26 protein-coding genes are annotated in these 22,732 nt (G+C 67.7%); 16 read left to right on the forward strand and 10 right to left on the reverse strand.

Annotated features, from left to right (window positions below; all coding sequences use genetic code 11):
• Positions 1–2: 2 nt before the first annotated feature.
• The 3 genes from fabB to O5K39_RS06225 all read right to left on the reverse strand — a co-directional run bounded on the left by fabB (position 3) and on the right by O5K39_RS06225 (position 2,536).
• Positions 3–1,232, reverse strand: a complete 1,230-nt coding sequence (gene fabB, locus O5K39_RS06215; RefSeq protein ID WP_271146408.1) for a beta-ketoacyl-ACP synthase I — start codon at positions 1,230–1,232, stop codon at positions 3–5.
• A 60-nt stretch (positions 1,233–1,292) separates the two neighbouring features.
• Entirely contained in the window at positions 1,293–1,835 is a 543-nt protein-coding gene (gene fabA / locus O5K39_RS06220; RefSeq protein WP_271146409.1) for a 3-hydroxyacyl-[acyl-carrier-protein] dehydratase FabA, read from the reverse strand.
• 65 nt (positions 1,836–1,900) lie between these two features.
• On the reverse strand, positions 1,901–2,536 hold the full coding sequence (locus tag O5K39_RS06225; protein WP_271146410.1) for an SH3 domain-containing protein: 636 nt from the start codon (positions 2,534–2,536) through the stop codon (positions 1,901–1,903).
• A gap of 67 nt (positions 2,537–2,603) precedes the next feature.
• On the opposite strand from O5K39_RS06225, the gene O5K39_RS06230 reads away from it, so the two are divergent.
• A complete protein-coding gene (locus tag O5K39_RS06230) occupies positions 2,604–3,590 on the forward strand; it encodes a D-glycerate dehydrogenase (RefSeq protein WP_271146411.1) in 987 nt (328 codons plus the stop codon).
• Positions 3,591–3,661: 71 nt separating this feature from the next.
• The gene (locus O5K39_RS06235; protein WP_271146412.1) at positions 3,662–5,689 is read left to right on the forward strand and encodes an alpha/beta fold hydrolase; all 2,028 of its coding nucleotides are present in this window, start codon (positions 3,662–3,664) and stop codon (positions 5,687–5,689) included.
• Here the strand turns inward: O5K39_RS06235 and moeB are convergent, their stop codons facing one another.
• Together moeB and O5K39_RS06245 are read right to left on the reverse strand one after the other, a co-directional pair.
• Entirely contained in the window at positions 5,690–6,436 is a 747-nt protein-coding gene (gene moeB, locus O5K39_RS06240; RefSeq protein ID WP_271146413.1) for a molybdopterin-synthase adenylyltransferase MoeB, read from the reverse strand.
• 56 nt (positions 6,437–6,492) lie between these two features.
• The gene (locus tag O5K39_RS06245) at positions 6,493–6,882 is read right to left on the reverse strand and encodes a BLUF domain-containing protein (protein ID WP_271146414.1); all 390 of its coding nucleotides are present in this window, start codon (positions 6,880–6,882) and stop codon (positions 6,493–6,495) included.
• A gap of 142 nt (positions 6,883–7,024) precedes the next feature.
• On the opposite strand from O5K39_RS06245, the gene hslV reads away from it, so the two are divergent.
• Positions 7,025–7,588 carry an ATP-dependent protease subunit HslV gene (hslV, locus tag O5K39_RS06250; protein WP_271146415.1) on the forward strand — a complete coding sequence of 188 codons (564 nt, stop codon included), beginning with the start codon at positions 7,025–7,027 and terminating at the stop codon, positions 7,586–7,588.
• A 3-nt stretch (positions 7,589–7,591) separates the two neighbouring features.
• On the forward strand, positions 7,592–7,975 hold the full coding sequence (locus O5K39_RS06255) for a hypothetical protein (protein ID WP_271146416.1): 384 nt from the start codon (positions 7,592–7,594) through the stop codon (positions 7,973–7,975).
• A 2-nt stretch (positions 7,976–7,977) separates the two neighbouring features.
• Here O5K39_RS06255 and O5K39_RS06260 read toward each other — a convergent pair whose 3' ends face one another.
• Both O5K39_RS06260 and O5K39_RS06265 read right to left on the reverse strand, forming a co-directional pair.
• A complete protein-coding gene (locus O5K39_RS06260) occupies positions 7,978–8,406 on the reverse strand; it encodes a hypothetical protein (RefSeq protein ID WP_271146417.1) in 429 nt (142 codons plus the stop codon).
• 84 nt (positions 8,407–8,490) lie between these two features.
• Positions 8,491–9,222: a glycosyltransferase family 2 protein gene (locus tag O5K39_RS06265; protein WP_271147115.1), complete on the reverse strand. Its 732-nt coding sequence runs from the start codon at positions 9,220–9,222 to the stop codon at positions 8,491–8,493.
• A gap of 43 nt (positions 9,223–9,265) precedes the next feature.
• On the opposite strand from O5K39_RS06265, the gene O5K39_RS06270 reads away from it, so the two are divergent.
• Positions 9,266–10,951 (forward strand): glycosyltransferase family 39 protein, encoded by a 1,686-nt coding sequence (locus O5K39_RS06270; protein WP_271146418.1) that lies wholly within the window; start codon positions 9,266–9,268, stop codon positions 10,949–10,951.
• Positions 10,948–11,868 carry a hydroxymethylglutaryl-CoA lyase gene (locus O5K39_RS06275; protein WP_271146419.1) on the forward strand — a complete coding sequence of 307 codons (921 nt, stop codon included), beginning with the start codon at positions 10,948–10,950 and terminating at the stop codon, positions 11,866–11,868. Before O5K39_RS06270 ends, O5K39_RS06275 begins: the two co-directional genes overlap by 4 nt.
• Positions 11,869–11,935: 67 nt before the next feature.
• On the opposite strand, the gene O5K39_RS06280 is transcribed toward O5K39_RS06275, so the two are convergent.
• Genes O5K39_RS06280 through O5K39_RS06290 form a run of 3 tightly spaced genes read right to left on the reverse strand, consistent with a single transcriptional unit; the run spans position 11,936 to position 13,643 of the window.
• The gene (locus O5K39_RS06280) at positions 11,936–12,697 is read right to left on the reverse strand and encodes a DUF2807 domain-containing protein (RefSeq protein ID WP_271146420.1); all 762 of its coding nucleotides are present in this window, start codon (positions 12,695–12,697) and stop codon (positions 11,936–11,938) included.
• Positions 12,694–13,281, reverse strand: coding sequence for a DUF1700 domain-containing protein (locus O5K39_RS06285; protein WP_271146421.1), 588 nt, complete (start codon positions 13,279–13,281; stop codon positions 12,694–12,696). Before O5K39_RS06285 ends, O5K39_RS06280 begins: the two co-directional genes overlap by 4 nt.
• Positions 13,278–13,643: a PadR family transcriptional regulator gene (locus O5K39_RS06290; protein WP_271146422.1), complete on the reverse strand. Its 366-nt coding sequence runs from the start codon at positions 13,641–13,643 to the stop codon at positions 13,278–13,280. The genes O5K39_RS06285 and O5K39_RS06290 overlap by 4 nt, the downstream gene beginning before the upstream one ends.
• A gap of 307 nt (positions 13,644–13,950) precedes the next feature.
• Between O5K39_RS06290 and coxB the strand changes: the two genes are divergently transcribed.
• The 10 genes from coxB to O5K39_RS06340 all read left to right on the forward strand — a co-directional run bounded on the left by coxB (position 13,951) and on the right by O5K39_RS06340 (position 22,719).
• Entirely contained in the window at positions 13,951–14,895 is a 945-nt protein-coding gene (coxB, locus tag O5K39_RS06295; RefSeq protein ID WP_271147116.1) for a cytochrome c oxidase subunit II, read from the forward strand.
• Positions 14,896–14,919: 24 nt separating this feature from the next.
• On the forward strand, positions 14,920–16,605 hold the full coding sequence (ctaD, locus tag O5K39_RS06300) for a cytochrome c oxidase subunit I (protein WP_271146423.1): 1,686 nt from the start codon (positions 14,920–14,922) through the stop codon (positions 16,603–16,605).
• Between the two features lie 163 nt (positions 16,606–16,768).
• A complete protein-coding gene (gene cyoE, locus O5K39_RS06305; RefSeq protein ID WP_271146424.1) occupies positions 16,769–17,764 on the forward strand; it encodes a heme o synthase in 996 nt (331 codons plus the stop codon).
• Between the two features lie 11 nt (positions 17,765–17,775).
• Positions 17,776–17,994 (forward strand): hypothetical protein, encoded by a 219-nt coding sequence (locus O5K39_RS06310; RefSeq protein ID WP_271146425.1) that lies wholly within the window; start codon positions 17,776–17,778, stop codon positions 17,992–17,994.
• 14 nt (positions 17,995–18,008) lie between these two features.
• Positions 18,009–18,566 carry a cytochrome c oxidase assembly protein gene (locus tag O5K39_RS06315; protein WP_271147117.1) on the forward strand — a complete coding sequence of 186 codons (558 nt, stop codon included), beginning with the start codon at positions 18,009–18,011 and terminating at the stop codon, positions 18,564–18,566.
• 109 nt (positions 18,567–18,675) lie between these two features.
• On the forward strand, positions 18,676–19,554 hold the full coding sequence (locus O5K39_RS06320) for a cytochrome c oxidase subunit 3 (RefSeq protein ID WP_271146426.1): 879 nt from the start codon (positions 18,676–18,678) through the stop codon (positions 19,552–19,554).
• A gap of 8 nt (positions 19,555–19,562) precedes the next feature.
• On the forward strand, positions 19,563–19,946 hold the full coding sequence (locus O5K39_RS06325; RefSeq protein WP_271146427.1) for a DUF983 domain-containing protein: 384 nt from the start codon (positions 19,563–19,565) through the stop codon (positions 19,944–19,946).
• Positions 19,943–20,656 (forward strand): SURF1 family protein, encoded by a 714-nt coding sequence (locus tag O5K39_RS06330; protein WP_271146428.1) that lies wholly within the window; start codon positions 19,943–19,945, stop codon positions 20,654–20,656. The genes O5K39_RS06325 and O5K39_RS06330 overlap by 4 nt, the downstream gene beginning before the upstream one ends.
• A gap of 47 nt (positions 20,657–20,703) precedes the next feature.
• The gene (locus tag O5K39_RS06335; RefSeq protein WP_271146429.1) at positions 20,704–21,924 is read left to right on the forward strand and encodes a pitrilysin family protein; all 1,221 of its coding nucleotides are present in this window, start codon (positions 20,704–20,706) and stop codon (positions 21,922–21,924) included.
• Positions 21,925–22,125: 201 nt separating this feature from the next.
• Positions 22,126–22,719 (forward strand): GNAT family protein, encoded by a 594-nt coding sequence (locus O5K39_RS06340; RefSeq protein ID WP_271146430.1) that lies wholly within the window; start codon positions 22,126–22,128, stop codon positions 22,717–22,719.
• Positions 22,720–22,732: the final 13 nt, after the last annotated feature.

The raw sequence follows: 22,732 nt of genomic DNA on the forward strand, positions 1-22,732 counted from the left end.
CATCAGACCTTCGACAGGATCAGCGTCCCGTTGGTGCCGCCGAAGCCGAAGCTGTTGGACATGACGGTGGTCAACTCGACGTCCTTGCGCGCGCGCAGGATCGGCATGCCCTCGAACTGGGGGTCGAGGGTCTCGATATGGGCGCTCTCGGCGGCAAAGCCGTTGGCCAGCATCAGCAGGCTGTAGATCGCCTCCTGGGCCCCCGCCGCGCCGAGCGAATGCCCCGTCAGCGACTTGGTCGAGGAGATCAGGGGCATGGCGTCGCCGAACACGGCGCGAACGGCGTCCATCTCCTTGGAGTCGCCGACCGGCGTCGAGGTGCCGTGCGGATTCAGATAGTCGATCTTGCGACCGCCGGCCTGGTCCATGGCGATCTTCATGCACCGTTGGGCACCCTCGCCGGACGGCGCGACCATGTCGTAGCCGTCCGAGTTGGCCCCATAGCCGACGATCTCGGCGTAGATTTTCGCCCCGCGCGCCACGGCCCGCTCATATTCCTCGACCACGACGATCCCCGCCCCACCGGCGATGACAAAGCCGTCGCGGGCGACGTCATAGGCCCGGCTGGCTACGGAAGGGGTCGCGTTGAAGTCGGACGACATGGCCCCCATCGCGTCGAACATGTTGGACATGGACCAGTCGATGTCCTCGACGCCGCCGGCGAAGACCACGTCCTGCTTGCCCAGTTGAATCTGTTCGGCGGCCGCCCCGATGCAGTGGGCGCTGGTCGCGCAGGCGGAGCTGATCGAATAGTTGACGCCGCGCATCTGGAACCAGGTCGACAGCACGGCCGACGGCCCCGAGGCCATGGCCTTGGGCACGGCGAACGGCCCGATCCGCTTGGGCGCGCCGCGTTCGATCGTGGTCTGGGCGGCTTGCAGGATGACCTGGGTCGAGGGCCCGCCCTCGCCGACGATCAGGCCGATCCGGTCGTCGCGGATTTCCTCGGCCGTCATGCCGGAGTCCTTCAGCGCCTCTTCGAAGGCGATGTGACCCCAGGCCGTGCCGTTGGCCAGGAACCGCGCGGCGCGGCGATCGACCAGGGGTGCCCAGTCCTCGGCCGTGACACCCAGCGACGGGGGGGCCCAGACCTGGGAGCGGAAGCCGTATTTGATGTGGTCGGGAGCGGCGACGACGCCGGAGCGCGCCGACCGCAGGGAGGCCGTGACCTCTTCCTGTCCGGTTCCGATGGAGGAGACGATACCCAGCCCGGTGACGACGACACGCCGCATGGAGGTTTCCTTCGCTTAGTCTCTAGGGTCCGCGTTGGCCGCGGTATGGTTTACGACGGATCAGCCGCCGACCGGCTCCGACGCGGACTGATCCGCCTGGAACAGGCCGACCCGCATGTCGGTCGCGGTATAGATGGGGACGCCGTCGGCTTCCATCACCCCGTCGGCGATGCCCATGACCAGGCGACGGTTGATGACCCGCTTGAGCGTGATCTTGTAGGTGACCTTCTTCACGTCCGGCTGGACCTGGCCCGTGAACTTGACCTCGCCGACGCCCAGCGCACGACCGCGCCCAGGGCCGCCGATCCAGCCCAGATAGAAGCCGACCAGCTGCCACATGGCGTCCAGGCCCAGGCAGCCGGGCATGACCGGGTCGTTGATGAAGTGGCACTGGAAGAACCACAGGTCGGGATGGATATCCAGCTCGGCCTCGACATAGCCCTTGCCGTGCTCGCCGCCGTCGCCGTTGATCTGGGTGATCCGGTCGAACATCAGCATCGGCGGGGCCGGCAGCTGGGCGTTGCCCGGACCGAACAGCTCGCCCCGGCCCGAGGCCAAAAGGGCCGCGTGGTCGAACGAGGACGGATATTGCGACTGACTCAAGGCGGAAGGCTCCGATTGCGTCGCGTGGGCCTACACGACGAAGGGAACCGGCTCAACCTTCTCGATCAGCGAGCCGGTGCCGCTCCCGCCGCCCGGTTCGCGTCGCACAGCGCCCGGGTGGCCCCGCCGAAGATGCGGGCTTCCGACACCCAGCCGCTGGCCTGGCGCCCGCCGACATGGCACCAGCCCCCCTCGCAGTCGTCCAGCGAAACGACGGAGCGGGGCGAGAGCCGGGCGCGGACGGGCGAGGTCTCGGATCGGCCGGCATGCACCGGCGTCTCCTCGGCGGAGAGGTTGAACGCGCCCCGGCGGCCCGACAGGACGCTGCGGTGGATCCAGGCGACGGCCCCGTCCGGGTCGCAGACCTTGCGCCACTCGCGGGTCTCGGCGACCACCTGAACGGGCAGGCCGGCGGCGCGATATTCCCAGAGGATGCGATAGTCAGAGCCCGGCCCCTGGCGGGCACGGACCTCGTCGGACTTGAGGGTCAGCCAGCGCGGCACGGGCTGGCGGCTGGGGGTCGGGCGGCCGTCGGGCATGACGGCGGCGGCTTGGGCGGCGGCCAGACACATCAGGGCCATGGCACCCACCACCACGGCCGGAACGGCGGCCCGGGCGGGGCGACGAGCCGCCGAATCGACGGTTTCGGAGGCGTCGGCCTCATCGGCGCTTTGGAACCGTGGCGATGCTTTGCTAGACACCCTTGTCGATCCGTCGCGGCGGGCGGGGCCGGATGCCGACCCTCGCCTCGTGAAACCTAGGGAATCCATGTCCACCCGCAAGCTTAAGGTCGTGTTAACCAGGCGGCTCCCCGACGCGGTCGAGACGCGGATGCGCGAGCTGTTCGACGCCGAGCTGAACCTCAAGGACGTGCCCATGGACCGCGCCGCGCTGGAGGCGGCGGTGCAACGCGCTGACGTCCTGGTCCCCACCATCACCGACGAGATCGACGCCGCCCTGATCAACGGCGCCGGCGAACAGCTGAAGATGATCGCCAATTTCGGGGCCGGGGTGGATCACATCGACATCGACGCGGCCGTGGCGCGCGGCATCATCGTCACCAATACCCCCGGCGTCCTGACCGAGGACACCGCCGACCTGGGCATGGCCCTGATCCTGGCCGTCAGCCGACGGATCGTCGAGGGGGCCCAGGTCGTCGCCGCCGGTCAGTTCGAGGGCTGGACCCCGACCTGGATGTGCGGACGCAAGCTGTGGGGCAAGCGGCTGGGCATCGTCGGCATGGGCCGGATCGGCCAGGCCCTGGCCCGGCGCGCCAAGGCCTTCGGCATGCAGGTCCACTATCATAACCGAAAGCCCGTCAGCCCCCGGATCGAGGAGGAGCTGGGCGCGACCTGGTGGGACGATCTGGACGAGATGCTGGCCCGGATGGACGTCGTGTCGCTGAACTGTCCGGCGACGAAGGAGACGCATCACCTGCTGAACGCTGAGCGCCTGGCCCGGCTTCAGCCCCACGCCATCCTGATCAACACCGCGCGCGGCGAACTGATCGACGAGGCCGCCCTTTCCGAGGCGGTGGCCCGGCGCGGGGTCTATGGCGTCGGCCTGGACGTGTTCGAGAACGAACCGGCCATCCATCCCGGCCTGCTGGCCCATCCCAATGTGGTCCTCCTGCCCCACCTCGGCTCGGCGACGCTGGAGGCGCGCCAGGATATGGGCGACCGGGTGATCCTGAACGTCATGACCTACCAGAATCAGCACAGGCCGCCAGATCGGGTCATCCCGGCGATGCTCTAGGACGGGGCTTTCGAGCTTGACGTGGTGCCCGCCTTGCGGCTCGTTGCATCCATGAGTTGAGGGGGTGTCAGGTGTCCTTGCGTAAACCGAGGCCGGGTCTGTCCCGGCGCGACATGGTTCTGGCGCTCGCGGTCGGCGGCGTGGGGATCACACAGGTCGGTAGGGTTGAGGCCGCGCCCATGCAGAGGGGTGCGCCCTACGTCCTTGCGGACTTCTTCAAGCCCGATCGGACCCGCGGCGTGGCCATGTCGCCGTCGGGCACCCGCATCGCCGTGGTCGAACAACTCGGGACGACGGAGGCCCCGCACGCGGTCGTCGACGTTCTCGATGCCGCCGATCCTGAAGGCCAGGCCCGCCGTATCGACCTGGGCCCGATCGACGTCGAGCGGGTCTACTGGGGCAACGACCGCCGCCTTCTGATCCGCGTCGTCACCAAGCTGGAGATCGGGCGACGCACGTCGGCGGGTTCCAATATCCGTACCGGCGGCGGCGAGCTGTGGAACCGGCGCATCGTCTCGATCGACATCGACAGCGGGGCCCGGGTCACCCTGTTTGAAGGCGAGCGCAGCCGCGCGCGGGGCAACCTCGACCTGGGTCAGATCGTCGATCTTTTGCCGCGTGATCCCGACCACGTGCTGATGCTGGCCTATGAGCCCGGCGGCTTCCTGGCGCTCTATCGGGCCGACATCAACGACGGAACCGCCGAGCGGCTGGAGCGGGGCAATTCCGGCACCTTCCGCTGGGACACCCTGAACGGTCAGGCGGTGCTTCGCCACGACATCAACGCGCGCGGCACGCTGGAAAGCGTCTACGCCCGCGCCCCCGGCCAGACCGAATGGACCCTGGTTCGACGCACCCGATTCATCGACGCGCCCGACTTCTCGTTCGTGGGGGGCACTGACCGGCCGGGCGTCGTCCTGGTCAGCGCCCGGACCGGCGAGGAGGATGTGGAGACCATCCGGGAACTGGATCTGGCCACCCTGGCCTTCGGGCCGCCCATCTCGGCCAAGGCCGGACGCGATGTTCTTTATGGACTGAGGGACTCGGCCGGGCGCTATCTGGGGGCGGCCTATTACGGGGACCGGCTGGAGTACGCCTTCGCCGAGCCGGCTCTGGCCGCCCATCACCGCGCCCTGAACCGCTTCTTCGAGGATGACTGCGACGTCTACTTCACGGATGTGGATGTGTCGCGCAACCGCCTGATCGCCCGTGTCACGGGCCCCCGGGAACCGGGTGCCTGGTATTTCTACGATCGAGCGGCGCAGAGGATCGTCAATGTCGGCGCGCGCCAGGATCTCGACCCTGCGCGCCTGGGACCGGGTGAGGTCCTCAAGGTCCGCACACGGGACGGTGCCGAGATCGAGGCCTATCTGACCGCCCCGCCGTCCCGGCGACCTGGGCCGCTCGTCGTCCTGGCCCACGGCGGGCCCGAGGCGAGGGATATGAGAAACTGGGATCGACAGGCCCAGGTCCTGGCCGCCCAGGGCTGGTGGGTGCTGCAGCCGAACTTTCGGGGGTCGGGCGGCTATGGCCTGGCCTTCGCCAAACAGGGCTGGGGCCGCTGGGGCGACCGGATGCAGGAGGATGTCGAGGACGCCGTGGCTCATGCGATTTCGGCGCGCGGCCTGGACGGCCGCAGGGTCGCCATCATGGGAACCAGCTACGGCGGCTACGCGGCCATGATGGGGGCGGTGAAGACGCCGGGCCTGTACAGGGCCGCCATCTCGATCTGCGGCGTTTCGGACCTTCCCGATATCCTCGAATGGGAGAAGCGACAGGACGACTCGCCGGGCCAGGAGATCTTCGATTTCTGGTCAAAGCGGATCGGCGTGCTGGGCGTCGATGACGACAGGCTGTCGGCCGCCTCACCGCGTCGGCGCGTTGCCGAGATCGCCTGTCCCGTCTTCCTGGTTCACGGCACCGACGATCCGATCGTGCCGGTGACGCAGACCCGTCGCCTGAACGCCGCCCTGCGCGACGCAGGAAAGCGGGTCGAGTTCGTCGAGGTCAACGACGCCGGCCACGCCGATTGGGAGGACGACAAGGAGCAGGAGCTGATGGGCCGCTACGTCGCTCTGCTGACCCGGGCTTTCGCCTGATCAGCGCGATCCCGAACAGACCGGGCAGTCCGGGTCGGCGGTGATCCGCACGGTGCGCGCGGTCGCTGACAGGCCTTCGTAGAGCAGCAGCCGCCCGGTCAGGGGCTCGCCGGCGCCGGTGATGAGCTTGATCGTCTCAAGCGCCGCCATCGCACCGACCACCCCGGCCAGGGCACCTACGACGCCGACGCGCGCGCAGGTCTCGGCGTCGGGGGGAATCTCGGGGACCAGGCACTGATAGCAGGGGCGACCGGCGAAGACCCCGACCTGACCCGACCAGCGGCCCAGGGCGCCGGACACCAGGGGCACGCCTTCGGCGACACAGGCGGCGTTGACGGCGAACCGGGTCTGGAAATCGTCGGTGCCGTCCAGAACGACGTCGTGACCGGCGATCAGCGTGCGGGCGTTGTCGGCGGTTAGCGGCCCGGCGACTGTCTCGATATGGACCCGGGGGTTGAGTGCGGTCAGGCGCTCGGCCCCGGCCTCGACCTTGGGGCGGCCTAAGTCGTCGCCGGTGAACAGGATCTGGCGTTGCAGGTTGGAGAGGGCGACCGTGTCCGGATCGACGAGGGTCAGGGTTCCGACACCGGCCGCAGCCAGATACAGGGCCGCTGGTCCTCCGACCCCGCCAGCGCCGACGATCAGCACCCGGGCGGCGGCCAGCTTCTGCTGCCCCGGACCGCCGATCTCGGCGAGCACCAGATGGCGGGCATAGCGTTCGACGTCGTCATCGGTGAACTGGGGCACGCCTGCTTCTAGGGCGTGGCGGGCGCGATGTCAGGCCCCGCTGCGACAGGGGTGGCTCAGGCCGCCTGACGATAGTCCAGCATGGCTTCGACGTCGCGCACGGTCAGCAGTTCGAGATCGGCCAGGCCGACCTTGGACAAGGTCTCGGCCGGTTGGTGGCAGTAGCCCGCCGCCTCGGCCAGGAGACGGCTGTGGATCGGGGTGTCGGCCAGGACCTGGAGGTCCTTCATCCTGGGATCGGCCTGCATCCGGCGCAGCATGCGATCGACGTCGAGACGCTTGCCTTCGACGACCTGAACCATACGGCCTTCAAACAGGAGCATGGCGCTGCAGATGTGGTCGCGACGATTGTTGGCGTCGGACGCGCCGAGAATCTCGGCGATCGACCAGTTGGACCGGCCCGCCAGGCCGACCATTTCGGCGGTCAGCATCAAGCGCGTAAGCATATAGTTTCTCCTGCCTGAATGGTCTGGTGGATGTTATTGCTAAGGTAGCGCTCACATGGGGCTATTTTAAGCCTACCAGCGGTCGTTGAAATTGCTCGGCAACCCGCTTGCACCGCCCCATTTCGGTCGCCATCTGAGCAGCATGACCCAGAACGAAACCCCCTCCGGCCCCGGATGGCACGGCACCACTATCCTGGCGGTGCGCAAGGACGGCCGCACGGTCATCGCCGGCGACGGCCAGGTCTCGATGGGGCCGACCATCGTCAAGGGCGCGGCACGCAAGGTCCGCGTCCTGGCGGGCGGCAAGGTCCTGGCGGGGTTCGCGGGAGCCACGGCCGACGCCTTCACCCTGATCGAGCGGCTGGAGGCCAAGCTGGAGCAGTACCCGGACCAGTTGGCGCGGGCCTGCGTCGACCTGGCCAAGGACTGGCGGACGGATCGGTATCTGCGGCGGCTCGAAGCGATGCTGCTGGTCGCCGATTCGACGTCGATCTTCACCGTGACCGGGGTCGGCGATGTGCTGGAGCCCGAGCACGGCGTGGCGGCGGTGGGGTCAGGCGGCAACTATGCCCTGTCGGCGGCCCTGGCGCTGTTGCAGAACTCGGACCTCGACGCCGAGGCGATCGCGCGGAAGTCGATGGCGATCGCGGCGAGTATCTGCGTCTATACGAACGGGAATCTGACGGTCGAAACCCTACAGAGTTGACGAATGACACAGACTATCTCGGCGAAACGGGCAGTGGGCCACGGCCTTCTCACCGTGAATGGAACCGTGATGTTGATGATGTTCGGGCCGCCCGCGATCGTCGGTGTCGTCTTCTGGCTGTTGGGAATGCAAGACATCGGTGGCTTGATCGCGCTGATTGTCATTGTCCCCTCATGGATCGGTGCCTGGATTGCATGGTCGATCCTGACGCCCCGATGGCGGATTTGGGCCTATGAGCGGGTTGAAAATCTCGACGAGCTCAAGGGGCACGCTGTCGCCGCCGGCGTGATCTGGCCCGAAGGCCATTTCCTCGAGCGCACCGAGATCCGGTCACCCGCCCAACGTGCGCGCCTTCGCGAACTCGAAGAAGCTCATCGCCGGGGCTGAATTCAGCCCCCCGCGCCGAAGTCCAGATCCTTGCGCGCTGCGATGATGGTCACGATGAAGCCGGCCAGGACGTCCAGCATGACCATGGTCACGATCAGGAAGAAGGTCGAGGTGGCGAATCCGCGGATCAGCAGGAACTCGACCAGACAGACCACGAAGACGATCAGCGACAGGGCGTGATTGACGATCGCCACCTTCTGGCTGGACGTCGATTTCAGCAGCTCGAAGAACAGCAGGATCAGCGACAGGAACAGGATCAGGTCGCCGACCCCCACGTTCCAGTTGGCACCCGAGGTCATCGGCACCGAGAAGATCGGATCGCGCAGGATCGCATCGGCCTGGGCCATGCCGCCCCCGCCCGTCGCGCCGAACAGGATGACGATATTGTAGAGCACCACCGGGATCAGCAGCAGCGGCAGGGCGATCAGCATGGCGGCATCCTTCGAGAGGGTCGATTGACGATAACCCGGTTCCATCCGAACCGCTACGGTTGGTCGCCTGGGAGGGGAATGCCCTCAGAACTCGCTGACTGCCCCCGGCCGCCGCGACCGCGTCTTCAGCCACATGACGCCCAGCAGGTCCGAGAACGACGCCATCAGCCGTCCCCAGTTGGTGTATTTCGACCGGCCCACCTCGCGGTGACGGTGGTCGACGTCGAGATAGCGGTTCTCGAAGCCTTCGCGGATCATCAGGGCCGGCAGATAGCGGTGGACGTGATCGAAATAGGGCAGGCGCAGGAAGACCTCGCGGCGAAAGGCCTTGAGCCCGCAGCCGGTGTCGTCGGCGTCGTCGCCCAGTAGGTTCTTGCGGATGCGGTTGGCCCACAGCGAGGCCCAGCGCTTGGCGCCCGTGTCCTGGCGCTTGGCGCGGACGCCGCCGACCAGGGAGACATTGGCGGGGGCGGCCAGCAGGGCGTCGACCAGGCGCGGGGCGTCATGGGGCGGGTTCTGGCCGTCGCCGTCCAGGGTGACGACGATGTCGCCGCGCGCGGCCAGGACGCCGGTGCGCACCGCCCGGCTCTGGCCCGCATTGGTGCTGTGGGCCAGGACGCGAAGGGCCGGCAGTTCGGCCTGAAGGGCGCGCAGTTCGGCCAGGGTCGAATCGCGGCTGGCGTCGTCGACGAAGATCATCTCGTAGGATCGGCCGGCGAAGGCCGTGGCAATCTCGCGCGCCAGGGGCCCGGCGGCACCGGCCTCGTCGTGGACCGGCACGACCACGGAAATCTGGGGGTTGGCGTCGCTGTTCATGTTGGCTGTGTAAACGATATTGGCGCGTGTTAGGAATGGCCCCATGACGCGCCCGAACCTGGATCGCCATATCGCCGGCTGGCGCGGACCCCTGCTGGCGGCGCTGCTGACCCTGATCGCGGGGTTGCCCAGCCTGTTGCTGCTGCCGCCGCTGGATCGCGACGAGAGCCGCTATGCCCAGGCGACGTCGCAGATGCTGGAGAGCGGCGACTATGTCGACATCCGCTTCCAGGACGAGCCGCGCTGGAAGAAGCCGGTCGGGATCTACTGGATGCAGGCGGTCGCCGTATCCCTGACCTCGGACCCGGAGGCGCGCCAGATCGCGCCCTACCGTTTGCCGTCGCTGCTGGGGGCCATGCTTGCGGCCTTCGCCTGCGCCTGGGCCGGGGCGGCGTTGTTCGGCCAGAGGGCCGGATTCCTGGCCGGAGCGATCCTGGGGACCTGTTTCCTGCTGTCGTCCGAGGCCGGGATCGCCAAGACCGACGCCATGCTGTGCGGGGCCGTGACCCTGTCGATGGCGGCCCTGGCGCGGATCTATATGGCGACGCGGGCCGGGGATCTGCCGAAGCGACATCACAAATTCCTGTTCTGGGCCGGGCTGGGTCTGTCGATCCTGATCAAGGGACCGATCGGGCTGATCGTGGTGGCCCCGGCCATGGCCATGCTGTCGATCTGGGATCGCGACGTGACGTGGATGCGCCGTCTGGGCTGGGGCTGGGGCCTGCCGCTGGTGGCCCTGATCGTGGGGCCCTGGGCCATCGCCATCACCATCGCGACGGATGGCGGCTTCTGGCGCGAGGCGGTCGGTCACGATCTGGGTGGCAAGATCACAGGGGCCCAGGAGAGCCATGGCGGCTTCCCCGGCATGTATGTGGTGCTGGCACCGCTGCTGCTGTTTCCCGCGACGCTTCTGCTTCCGGCCGCCCTGTCGACCGGCTGGCATCGGCGGGCGGAGCCGGCGGTGCGGTTCATGGTGTGCTGGCTGGTTCCGGCCTGGCTGATCTTCGAGATCGCCCCGACCAAGCTGTGGCACTATACGCTGCCGACCTTCGGGGCGATCGCCCTGCTGATGGCGGCCGCCCTGACCCGGCCGATCGGGACGATCAGCCGACGGATCGGGGCGGGGCTCGGCGTCTGGGCGGCCTTCCTGATCTGCGGTGTCACCGTCTATGGCCTGACCGTCTATGGCACCTCGACGGCCCAGACCTGGGCGGCCCTGACCATCCTCTGCGCCGTGGCGGCAGGGGCGGGGGGTGCCTTCGTGCTGATCAACCGGGCGGCGGTTTCGGCCCTGCTGGTGTCCATCGTGTTCGGTGTCCTGGCCCATGCGGCCCTGGCCGGGACGCTGAGGCAACTCCGGCCGCTGTCCGTCTCGCCCCAGCTCGAGAAGGCGCTGGACAAGGCCGGGCTCGCTCCGGACCAGGGTCTGACGCCCGGGCCGGTGGCGATCACCACCTTCCACGAGCCGTCGTTCGTCTTCCTGACCGGACGCGACACCGAACTGACCGACGCGGCCGGGGCGGCGAAGGCGCTGTCGGAGGGCCGGCCTGCCGTCGTCGAGGCCCGGGATGCAGAGGCCTTCCGCGTGGCGATGGCCGACATGGGCGCGGTCGGCCGGGCGGTCTCGACCGTGCGGGGGCACAACTATTCGACCGGCGACGACGTGGCCCTGACCATCTATGCCCCTCAACGTCCGCCCGCCACGACGGTGCTGGAGCCTGGCCGGTGAATCCGCGTCCGATACAGATCGTCGAGGTCGGGCCACGCGACGGCTTGCAGAACGAGAAGGCGATCCTCGAACCCGCCGTCCGGGTCGAACTGGTCCGGCGGCTGGAGGCGGCGGGAGCCAAACGGATCGAGGCGGTCAGCTTCGTCCATCCGAAATACGTGCCCCAGATGGCCGGGGCCGAGGAGGTCATGGCCGCCCTGCCGAAGACGCCGGGGCGCAGCCGGATCGGCCTGGTTCTGAACGGCAAGGGCTATGATCGGGCCCTGGGCACGGCGGTGGACGAGGTCAATGTGTCGCTCAGCGCCAGCGACGGCTTCGGGCTCAAGAATGCGGGCCTGTCTGTGGCCGGGCAGGTCGAGATGCTGGCGGGGATCGTCGCCGGACGAGCCAATTCGGGTGGTGATCGCGATGCGACGCCGTCCCTGTCGGCGACGATCAGCTGCGTCTGGGGCTGTCCGTTCGACGGCGAGGTCTCGGTCGAACAGGTCGCCGATCTGGTCGGCCGGATCGGCGAGCTGGGGGTGGACGAGATCGCCCTGGCCGACACGATCGGTGTCGCCGATCCCTGGGCCGTGACCCGCGTCGTCGAAGCGGCCCGCAAGGCAGCGCGCGACACGCCCTTGAGGCTGCATTTCCACGACACGAGAAACACCGGCCTGGCTAATGCCTATGCGGGGGTCGAGGCCGGGATCGACGTTCTGGACGCCTCCGTCGGCGGCATCGGCGGCTGTCCGTTTGCACCCGGGGCGACCGGCAATGTGGCGACCGAGGACCTGGTCTATATGCTGGAGCGGGCGGGGTATTCGACGGGTTACGATCTGGATGCGCTGATCGAGACCGCCCGCTGGATCGGCGACAAGATCGGCCGCCCGGCACCGAGTGCTCTCAGCCGGGCAGGGGGTTGGCCCAAGGCCTGATCCGGATCGACCTTCACCCCGTCGTCCTTCGACGACGGGGTGAGAGCCTGTGTGCCGTTGGCGGTGCCTACCTCTGGCTGATGTCGCCGGAGCCGGTGATGGTCTGGTTCAGGGTCGTCGGACGGGTGGTCAGGTCGATGTCACCCGAACCCGAGATGCTGAGGTCGGCGCGGCCGGTGGGGGCGACGGTGGCGTCGCCGGAGCCGGAGATGTCGACCGTGGCGTCGACGGTCTGAAGCGCGCCGAGGTCCGCCTCGCCCGAGCCGTTGATGTCCACGCTGAGCGCGCGGGTCTTGCCGGACGCGGTCACCTCGCCCGAACCCGACAGGTCGATGTCCAGGGTGTCCTGATCATAGTCGCGGATGTCGAGGTCGAGCGATCCCATCAGGTCGAAGGTGGTCACCGAAGGCGCGGTGACGACGATGCTGAGGCGATCGTCGTTGGACCAGCCGAAGACGACATGGGTTTCATCGTCGGTGTCCGACATGGTCAGGCGGTTACCGTCCAGGCGGACGCGGTCGGCGAGGCTCTTGGGGCCTGTCACGACGATTCCGGCCTGATCGCCCTGGACGTAGGTGACATCGGCCGACAGGTCGACGGCCAGGGTCGAGCCGCCGGTCCAGGCCAGGGTGCGGGTGATCGGCGGGCCATTGTCGCGGCCGACGCGCTCGAAGCGGATGGTCTCGTCGCCGCCGTCGCCGTGGCCGGGGAAGGTCCATTCCCAGCCGTTGGCGGCCAGGTCGCGTCCGCCGATGGCGGCGGCACCGCCCAGGGTGGCCAGGGCCAGCACGAAGGCGGCCCCGGCGATGATCAGAAGAGTGCGGGTCATGCGCGGTCTCCTTGCGCGGCGGTTTGATCGCCCAGGGCGGGCTTGAGCAGGCGGTAGTGAAGGCGGGCGAACCAGACGAGGCCGTTGACCAGCCAGATGGTGGCGACCGACAGCAGGGCGCCGACGGCGACCGATCCGGCCATGAGACCCAGGCCCGCCAGGAAGGCGGCGACGCCTCCGCCGGGGAAGCCTGCGAACGGTCCGGTGACCATGACCACACCGCCGGCGACGAAGACGGCGATGACGGCGACGAAGAAGCCGAACAGGGTCCCGATCACGCCCATCAGCAGGGGCAGCAAGATCAGGATGTCGATAGCACCCAGGCCCAGGACGGCGAAGACGGCGCCGGCCGCGGCCGACGGGGTCTGTTCCTGACGCCAGCGCTGGACGCCGGCCTCGGCCTTGAGCTCGCGCGCCAGCCGGTCGGGATCACCGAGCGCGGCAGCCACCTCGGCTTCCGAACGCCCGGCGTCGCGGCCGTCGTCGAAATGGGCGTGGTAGTCGTTGAGGATGTCCGCGGCGGCCGTGGTCGGCAGGCCGACGAGACCGGCCTTGAGGCGGGACATGAATTCGGCGCGCGTCATTGGGCGACTTCCGTGATTGGGGTGGTTTCGGGAGCGGGCGAGGGGGCGTTGAGGACCGCGTCGACCGCATCGGTGAAGGTCTTCCAGTCGGTGGTCTGGACGGCAAGCGCCGCACGTCCCGCCTCGGACAGACGATAGTATTTGCGCGACGGGCCGGCGCTGGATTCGACCAGATAGGTCTCGACCAGGCCTTCGGACTGCATCCGCCGCATCAGGGGGTAGATGGTCCCCTCGCCCATGTCGATCGCGTCCGACAGCCGGCTGGCGATCTCGTAGGCATAGCTGTCGGAGCGCGACAGCAGGGCCAGGACGCAGAGTCCCAGCACCCCCTTCTTCAACTGTATCTCTATGGTTTCAGGCACCGTGTGGCCTCCCTTTGTGATGAGAAGAGATTACGGCACGGTACTGATCGACGCAAGGTAGCTGTTCAAACATGACAGCGATTTAATCGACAGCCTCGACCCTGCTGCGTCGTCATGGCTCGCTGGACGCCTTGGCAAGCGCGAAACGAGCCGATATGGACCGCCCACAAACGCTGTGGCTGGTGAGTCCGGCGGGCTGTTGCGACTGGGTCGCAAATGCCTGTTGCAGATGGGTTTAAGAGGATTTCGAATGGGACTGGGGATGGGCAGAATGGGCGCGAAAGCCCTGACAGCCGCCGGGGGCCTGATGGCCGCGGTGACGTACGGGCTGATGGCCACGGACGCGACCGCCAAGGCCCTGATGGGTCAGCCCACGCCGGGCGGGATCGCGCTTCAGCCTGCGGCCTCGCAGCTCAAGCACGACGCGCACTTCTTCCACGACGTCATCCTGATGCCGATCATCGTGTTCATCTGCCTGCTCGTGCTGGCGCTGATCGTCTGGATCGCCATCCGCTACAACAAGAAGGCCAATCCGGTGCCCGCGCGCTGGAGCCACAACACGACGATCGAGATCATCTGGACCGTGGCTCCGGTGCTGATTCTCGTATTCATTTCGCTTTTCTCGTTCCGGCTGCTTTTCGCCTATCACGACATGCCGACGCCGGACCTGACGGTGAAGGCCACGGGCAACCAGTGGAACTGGGCCTATGAGTACCCCGACCAGGGCGTGCCCGAATACATCTCCAACATGCTGCCCGAGGCCGAGGCCCGGGCCCGGAACGTGCCCTATCGCCTGGCCGCCGACGAGCCGATCGTCGTGCCGGTCGGCAAGGTGGTCCGGGTGCTGGTCACCGGTGCCGACGTGATCCACGCCTTTGCCCTGCCGGCCTTCGGCCTCAAGACCGACGCCGTCCCCGGCCGGGTCAACGAAACCTGGTTCCGCGCCGAGCGCACGGGCGTCTTCTACGGCCAGTGCTCGGAACTGTGCGGCGTCGACCACGCCTTCATGCCGATCGAGATCCGCGTCGTGACCGAGGCCGAGTTCGCCGCCTGGGTCGTGTCCAAGGGTGGATCGATGACGCCCAAGACCGCCGCCGAAGCGCCGGGCGGCACCGCCGCGCAAGTCGCCGCCGGGACGTCCGACGCCCCCGTGACCACGACGGCCGACGCCGCGACTTCGATCCCGACCGCCCAGACGGCAACCACACCTACGGCCCCCGCTGCGGCTCCCGCCGCCGCGCCGGCCCAGTAACGATACCGAAGAGCCCGCTCAGACATGGCCACCGACATCACCGCCGACACCTACGCCGCTCACGAGCCGGGGCACGACGCCCATGCCGAGCATGACCACAAGCCGGGCTTCTTCGTCCGCTGGTTCCTGTCGACCAACCACAAGGACATCGGCACCCTGTACCTGCTGTTCGCCATCATGGCGGGCATCGTGGGCGGGGCCCTGTCGGGCCTGATCCGCTGGGAACTGGCCGAGCCGGGCATCCAGATCTTCCGCGAGGGTTCGGGCGTCCAGCTGCTGGGCCTCGTCGAACAGACCAAGCACGGCTATAACGTCGTGGTCACCGGCCACGCCCTGATCATGATCTTCTTCATGGTCATGCCGGCCATGATCGGCGGCTTCGGCAACTGGTTCGTGCCGATCATGATCGGTGCGCCGGACATGGCCTTCCCGCGCATGAACAACGTGTCCTTCTGGCTGCTGGTCGCGGCCTGGGTGCTGCTGGTCATGTCGATGTTCGTTGACGGCGGACCGGGCAAGGGCTTCGGCGGCGGCTGGACCATCTATCCGCCCCTTTCGACCAGTGGCCATACCGGCCCGGCCATGGATCTGGCGATCTTTGCCCTGCACGTCGCGGGCGCCTCCTCGATCCTGGGGGCCGTCAACTTCATCACGACCATCTTCAACATGCGTGCGCCGGGCATGACCCTGCACCGGATGCCGCTGTTCGCCTGGTCGGTGCTGATCACCGCCTTCCTGCTGCTGCTGAGCCTGCCCGTCCTGGCCGGCGCCATCACCATGCTGCTGGCCGACCGCAACTTCGGCACCTCCTTCTTCGATCCCGCCGGCGGTGGTGATCCGGTGATGTTCCAGCACCTGTTCTGGTTCTTCGGTCACCCCGAGGTCTACATCCTGATCCTGCCGGGCTTCGGCATCATCAGCCACATCGTCTCGACCTTCTCGAAGAAGCCCGTGTTCGGCTATCTGGCGATGGCCTACGCCATGGTCGCGATCGGCTTCATCGGCTTCATCGTGTGGGCGCACCACATGTACACGGTCGGGATGACGGTGAACCTGCGGGCCTATTTCGTCGCTGCGACCATGATCATCGCCGTGCCCACGGGCGTGAAGATCTTCAGCTGGATCGCGACGATGTGGGGCGGCTCGATCAGCTTCAAGACCCCCATGCTGTGGGCCATCGGCTTCATCTTCCTGTTCACCGTCGGCGGCGTGACCGGGGTGGTCCTGTCCAACGCGGGCATCGATTACAGCCTGCACGACACCTATTACGTGGTGGCCCACTTCCACTACGTGCTGTCGCTGGGCGCCGTGTTCGCGATCTTCGCCGGCTTCTACTACTGGTTTGAGAAGATGTTCGGCGTGAAGTACAACGAGTTCCTCGGCTGTGCCCACTTCTGGATCATGTTCGTGGGGGTGAACCTGGTGTTCTTCCCGCAGCATTTCCTGGGCCTGCAAGGCATGCCGCGTCGCTACGTCGACTATCCGGACGCCTATACGCTGTGGAACCACGTGTCGTCGGTCGGTTACCTGGTCACGATCGCCGGCGTTGCGGTGTTCCTGGTCATGCTGGCCGAGGCGGCCATCCGCCGTCGTCCGGGCGTCGCCAACCCCTGGGGTGAAGGCGCCACGACCCTGGAATGGACCCTGTCCTCGCCTCCGCCGCACCACCAGTTCAACGAACTGCCGGTGGTGAAGTCGGACGAACACTAACCGCACACCCGTCACCCTCGGGCTTGACCCGAGGGCCAGACGTGGAGCGATAAGAAAAGCAAGTCGGGGCCCCGGACGTTCGTGCGTCCGGGGCTTCGTCCTTCGCGCACGACGTCCGGCCCTCGGGTCAAGCCCGAGGGTGACGGGACAAAAATCGAAGACCATGACTCAGAACGAAGCCACACCCGCCCTGACCACCGCCCAGCCGGAAGACTATTTCCAGCTGTTGAAGCCGCGCGTGATGTCGCTGGTGGTATTCACCGGCGCGACCGGGCTGGTCGTGGCGCCCGGTTCGATCAATCCGTTCGTGGCGGCCATCGCCATCCTGTGTATCGCTGTCGGCGCGGGCGCGGCGGGGGCCCTGAACATGGCCATCGAGGGCGAGACCGACGCCCTGATGCGGCGCACGCGCGGTCGGCCCGTTGCGGCCGGACGGGTCAACAAGAACGACGCCATGGCGTTCGGCGCGGTGCTGAGCCTGTTTTCGGTCATGCTGCTGGGGATGAACACCAACTGGCTGGCGGCCGGTCTGCTGGCCCTGACCATCGTCTATTACGCCGGCTTCTATACGGTGATGCTGAAGCGGCGGACGCCCCAGAACATCGTCATCGGCGGGGCGGCCGGGGCCCTTCCGCCCGTGATCGGCTGGGCGGCGGCGACCGGGTCGGCCCCGTGGCAGGCCTGGCTGCTGTTCCTGATCATCTTCCTGTGGACCCCGCCGCACAGCTGGGCCCTGGCCCTGTATTCGGCCGGAGACTACGCCAAGGCGGGGATTCCGATGATGCCGGTGGCGCGAGGCGCGAAATCCACGCGGCTGCAGATCCTGATCTACTCGTTGGTGTTCGTGCCGGTGGCGATCGCCCCGGCCGTGGTCGGGCTGGGGGGCTGGCTCTATCTGGCGGTCTCGGTATTGGGCGGACTGGGGTTCCTGGGGCTGGCCTATCGGCTGTTCCGCTCGCGGGCCGGCGATCCCGTCGGGACCGAGGGACCGGACAAGGCCGACACCGTGGGGCGAGAGGCCGCATTGTATGATGTGAAGGCAGAGGCCAAACCTGCGCGAAACCTGTTCGCCTTTTCGATCGTCTATCTGATGTCGTTGTTCGCCGCCCTGCTGATCGAGGCCCTGACCGGGGCCGCGTCGATCAGCCTGATCGGCTGAGGAAGCCTGCCATGTCCGAACCCCAGTCCACGCCTCCCCTTGCTGCTCCCCGCCAGTATGTGACCCTGACGCCGGTCGAAATGGCCGCGCGCAAGCGTCGCAACGTCTGGCTCGCATTGGGACTGGTGGCCTTCATGATGCTGCTGTTCACCACCACCTTCCTGCGCATGATGCACAATCAGTCTGAAGCTCGCGCTCAGATGGTGCCCGTCGGGTCGATCGACCGGTGAAGCGCAATCATCTGATGGGGGCGATCTGCGCCGGGGGCGTGGTGTTCATGACCGGTGCGGCCTTCGCCGCCGTGCCGCTGTACAAGATGTTCTGCCAGGTGACCGGCTTTGACGGCACGGTCCGGCGGGCCGAGGTCGCACCGGCCGCCGAGGACGTGCTGGACCGCCAGATCACCGTCCGGTTCGACACCAATGTGCGCGACCTGCCGATGCGGTTCCGGGCCGAGCAGACCTTGCAGAAGGTCCGGATCGGCGAGACCGGCATGGCCTATTTCGACGTGACCAACACCTCGGGCAAGCCGATCCAGGCCCGCGCCGCCTACAATGTCGTGCCCGAGAGCACCGGTCCCTATTTCCAGAAGCTGCAGTGTTTCTGTTTCGAGACCCAGACGATCCAGCCCGGCCAGACGATCAAATTCCCGATCCAGTATTTCGTCGCCCCCGAACTGGCCACCGACCGCGAGACGCGCGGGGCCAGCGAGATCACGCTCAGCTATACCTTCTATCCGGCCAAGGACGGCGCGCCGACGGCGGCCGCCAACGGCCTGATCGCGCCCGCCCGGGCGCGGTAGACCGATCGCCTGCACGGGACCGCCGCTTTTTCGCCGCGGTGGCCTCGACGACTTTGAAAAATGGGCTATAGCCCGTCCCTAGACTCTTCGCCTGACGAGACCTCCCAAGATGGCCGACAACCACGCCGCCCCGCATCACGATTACCACCTGGTCAACCCCAGCCCGTGGCCGCTGTTCTGTTCAGCGACCGCCGTGGTGATGATGGTCGGGGCCGTGATCTGGATGAAGGGGCTGTTCGGCCTGCCCGAGGGCACCAGCTGGGTCTTCTTCCTCGGTCTGGCCACGACAGTGCTCGGCATGGGTCTGTGGTGGGCCGACGTGGTCAAGGAAGCCAACGCCGGCGACCACACCCCCGTCGTCGCGATCGGCCTGCGCTACGGCATGGTGCTGTTCATCGCATCGGAGATCATGTTCTTCGCGGCCTTCTTCTGGATGTTCTTCGAGATGGCCGTGTTCAACGAGGCCCGCGCCGGCATCCCGGAGATCAGCGCCTGGGCCGATACGGCCGCCGCCTGGTCGACCTGGCCGCCCAAGGGGGTCGAGGTCCTGTCGGCCTGGCAACTGCCGCTGCTGAACACCGTGACCCTGCTGCTGAGTGGCTGCACCGTCACCTGGGCGCACCATGCACTGCAACAGGGTGACCGCAACGGGGCCAAGCTGGCCCTGGTCCTGACCATCGCCCTGGGCGCGATATTCACGGCGGTTCAGGCCTATGAGTATTTCGAGATCATCCACGAAAACCTGTTCTTCAACGAAGAGGCCGTGAACTCGGGCCTGTACGGGTCGATCTTCTTCATGGCCACGGGCTTCCACGGCTTCCACGTCCTGGTCGGCACCATCTTCCTGGCCGTCTGCCTGATCCGCCTGCTGAACGGTGCCTTCACCCCCGAGCAGCATTTCGGGTTCGAGGCGGCCGCCTGGTACTGGCATTTCGTGGACGTGGTCTGGCTGTTCCTGTTCGCCTTCGTCTACGTCGTGTTCGGCTAAGGACGGCGTTGGACCCAGTCCTGCCTCTCGAACCTGCAAAGCCGGCCCGGATCAATGCGATCCGGGCCGGACTGCTTTGTCGATGCCCGAACTGCGGCAAGGGCAGGCTGTTCGCCGGCTTCCTGAAGGTCGTGGATCGGTGCGCCGTCTGCGGCTTCGACTACAGCCGCATGAACACCGGCGACGGGGCGGCGATCTTCATCATGCAGATCGCCGGCGGGCTGGTGGTGTTCTCGGCCCTCTATGTGCAGATCGCCTTCGATCCGCCGATCTGGCTGTTGCTGCTGGTGTCGCTGCCGCTGGTGGCGGGACTGTCGATCGGGCTGATGCGGCCGGGCAAGGGACTGATGATCGCGCTGCAGATGCGGGGCAAGATGGACGGCGCGCGGTGAGCCGCTTTCCGTGGCTGCTGACCCTGTTCACGGCCCCCGCCCTGGCCCTGCTGATCGGACTCGGGGTCTGGCAGGTGCAACGGCTGGCGTGGAAGGAGGGCCTGATCGCCCGGTCCGAGGCGGCGGCAAAGGCCGCGCCCGCTGCGCTTTCCGACGTGCTGACGGCACCCGATCCGGAGTTCCGGCGGGCGCTCGTGGTCTGTCCGGGACTGGCGACCGCGCCGTTCGTGGAGCTTCAGTCGATCCATGACGGCGAGCCGGGGTCACGGCTGATCTCCCTGTGCCGGGCGCCGGGCGTTGAGACACCCCTGCTGATCGACCGGGGCTTCGCGCCCGAAGGCGTTTCGGCCCGGCCCCGGGTGATCGAATCGACCATGCCCCTGTCGCTGCTGGTCGAGCTCAGGCGGACGCCGGGGGCGGGCAATGCGATGACGCCGCCGCCCGCCGGTAACCGCTTCTATGCTCGGGACAGCGCGGCGATGGCGCAGGCACTGGGGGCTCCGGCCGTGTCGGAGTTCACCCTGTTCGCCCTGACCTCGCCCAATCCCGAGATCGGGGCCCTGACCGCTTCGGCTCCCCCGGCGGCGTTTTCCAACAACCACCTCGGCTATGCGATGACCTGGTTCGGACTGGCGATCGCCCTGGTGGGTTTCTATGTGGCCATGCTCTGGCGCCGGATGCGCCGGGAGCCTGAGAAAGACCCGTCCTGACCACACTTCATACCCTGTCCAACGGCGTTCGCGTCGTCTGTGATCCGATGCCGGGCCTGCGCACCCTGGCCCTGTCCGTCGCCGTGCGCGGAGGCGCGCGCTGGGAGGCCGAGGCCCAGTCCGGCTGGTCGCACCTGCTGGAACACCTGGTCTTCAAGGGCGCAGGCGAGATGGCCGCGCGCGACATCGTCGAACGGATCGAGGCCGAGGGCGGATCGATCAACGCCGCCACCGGTTACGAGCGGACCAGTTTCGAGGTTCGGGCCCTGGACGGGTCACTCGGCCTGGCCATGCAGGTGGTGTCGGACCTGGTGTTCCGCCCCACCCTCGATCCCGTCGAGATCGAGCGCGAGAAGGACGTGGTGGCCCAGGAGATCGCCGAGGCCTTCGACACCCCTGACGACCAGGTGTTCGAGATGGCCCAGACCAGGGCCTTTGCCGGCCAGTCGATGGGGCGGCCGATCCTGGGTTCGGTCGAGAGCCTGAAGCCGGTGAAGCGCGAGTCGATCGGCGATTGGCGCGCGCGACTGTATTCGCCCGACCGGATGGTGGTGTCGGTGTCGGGCGCGGTGGACGCGGCCGAGCTTCTGGCCCTCGCCGAGCGCTGGTTCGGGGATGCGGTGGCGCGGGCGGCGGATGCGCCGGAACCGGCGAGCTTCGTGGGCGGGACGGCGACGCTGAGCCGCAAGATCGAACAGGCCAATCTGGTGTTCCAACTGCCGGCCCTGTCGGCGACCGATCCGGACCTGCCGGCCATGCGGCTGTTCACCGAGATCCTGGGCGGCGGGATGGCGTCGCGGCTGTTCCAGAGCGCTCGCGAGGAACGGGGCCTGGCCTATGCCGTCGACGCCTATCACGAGGCCTATGAGGATACGGGCGTGCTGGGCATCTATGCCGGGGCGGCGGCGGACCGGGCGGTCGAACTGGCCCAGGTCTGCGCCGACGAGATCCGGTCGCTGGCGACCGATGGGCCGAGCGTCGCCGAGCTGTCGCGGGCCAAGGCGGTGCAGACGGCGGGCCTGTGGATGTCGGACGAGAGCCCGGCCAGCCGGGCGGGGCGCAATGCGGCGCAAACGCTGGTCTATGGCGCGCCGTTGTCGTCCGAGGCCAGCGTGGCGAAGATCACGGCGGTGAGGGCGGACGATCTGAAGCGGGTCGGGATGCGGGTGCTGGCCTCGGGCAAGGCGGCTACGGCGGTACTGGGGCCGAAGGGGGCGAACGGGGCAGGGGTAGCGTTCGTGAAGGGGCTCGGTATCGCTCTCCCATAGGGAGAGGGCTTGAGGCTCGCAGAGCGCAGCGATGCGCCAAGCCGAAAGGGTGAGGGGTTCTGCCCTTACCGGTTGGCACGGTGCCCCTCACCCTTTGACTGCTCCGCGCCGCCCTACGGGTAGCGCAAGTCCGATCGCTGACGCTCTCGGGCGCTCAAGCCCTCTCCCCATGGGAGAGGGAGTCGACTATCGTACCCGCCCATGGCCCTGCTCGACTGGATGACGGACGCTGCCGGTCCCCATGTGCGGGGGCATGGGGTGATGTTGCGGCCGCCGCGCGCGGGCGACTATCAGGCCTGGGCCGATCTTCGTGAGGCGTCGCGGGACTATCTGCAGCCGTGGGAGCCGGCCTGGCCCGAGGATGACCTGACGCGGGCGGCCTATCGTCGGCGGCTGACGGTCTATGCGCGCGAGCTCGAGCTGGGCAACGCCTGGCCCTTCTTCATCTTCGACACGGCCGGGCGGGTGTTGCTGGGGGCGGTGACCCTGTCGAACGTTCGGCGCGGCGTCGCCGAGACCGGGACCCTGGGCTACTGGATCGGCCAGCCCTATGCGGGGGCGGGCCATGCGACGGCGGCGGTGCGGGCCGTGGCGCGCTATGCGTTTGCCGACCTGAGGCTGCACCGGCTGGAGGCGTCCTGCCTGCCGATCAATACGGCGTCGCGGCGGGTGCTGGAGAAGTCCGGGTTCCGCAAGGAGGGCGAGGCGCGGGCTTATCTGAAAATTAACGGGCGATGGGCAGATCATCTTCTGTTCGGCCTCTTGTCAGAAGACGCCGAACGGGCCGACGCTTAAGGCCAGTCGCAAA

The sequence above is a fragment of the Brevundimonas sp. NIBR10 genome, assembly GCF_027912515.1.
Lineage (GTDB): Bacteria > Pseudomonadota > Alphaproteobacteria > Caulobacterales > Caulobacteraceae > Brevundimonas.